Raw genomic sequence first — 810 nt, forward strand, 5'->3', positions numbered from 1 at the left:
CCAAGCCGATGCCGTCATCCACACGGCCTTCCGGCACGACTTCGTCCACGGCCCGCTCGACCAGGATTTTTCCAGTTTTTTGGAAAGTTCGGCCGAGGATCAGCGCGTCATCGCGCTTCTGGGCGAGGTTCTCGGCGGGTCGGATCGGCCGCTTTTGGTGACCTCGGGTCTTGCCGGTCTGCCGCCCGGCGCGAGGGAAACCGATCGCCCCAATGCCGCCGTGCCGCGCAAATCCGAAGCCGCCGCCCGTGCCCTTGCCGAGCGCGGCGTCCGGACGGCAACGGTCCGGCTCGCGCCTTCCGTTCACGGCCTCGGCGATTACGGTTTCATCCCTATCCTCGTGCGCCTGGCGCGCCAGACCGGCGTCTCGGCCTATCTGGATGACGGCGCCAATTGCTGGTCGGGCGTCTACCGGGATGATGCAGCACGCGTCTATCGGCTTGCGCTCGAAAGCGGCACGAGCGAGAGCGTCTACCACGCCGTGGCGGACGAAAAGGTCCCGTTCCGACAGATCGCCGAGATCATCGGCCGAAATCTCGGCCTGCCGGTCGAAGCCCGCCCGCGCGCGCATTTCGGCTGGTTTGCCGGCATGGCCGGCGGCAACATGGCGGCATCCAGCGCCCATACCCGCGCCGTGCTCGGGTGGCGACCCATCGGTCCTGATCTGCTCTCCGATCTGGATCAGGCCGCCTATTACGCTTGAAACGAGGAACCCGTGGAATCCGCAGGCGCGGTAGCGGATGCTCCCTCCGCCCCGTGAGCGCGTGCCCCTCACTGTCCTGCCGGACATCTCTCCCCGCAGGCGGGGAG

The 810-nt window shown here is 67.5% G+C and carries 1 protein-coding gene; it reads left to right on the plus strand.

Annotation, left to right across the window (positions count from 1 at the left end; translation table 11 throughout):
- On the plus strand, positions 1–703 hold a 703-nt coding region (locus L981_RS32855), incomplete at its 5' end, for a 3-beta hydroxysteroid dehydrogenase (protein WP_043627108.1).
- Between the last annotated feature and the right edge of the window lie 107 nt (positions 704–810).

This window comes from Ensifer sp. ZNC0028 (assembly GCF_000799055.1).
Taxonomy (GTDB): Bacteria; Pseudomonadota; Alphaproteobacteria; order Rhizobiales; family Rhizobiaceae; genus Ensifer.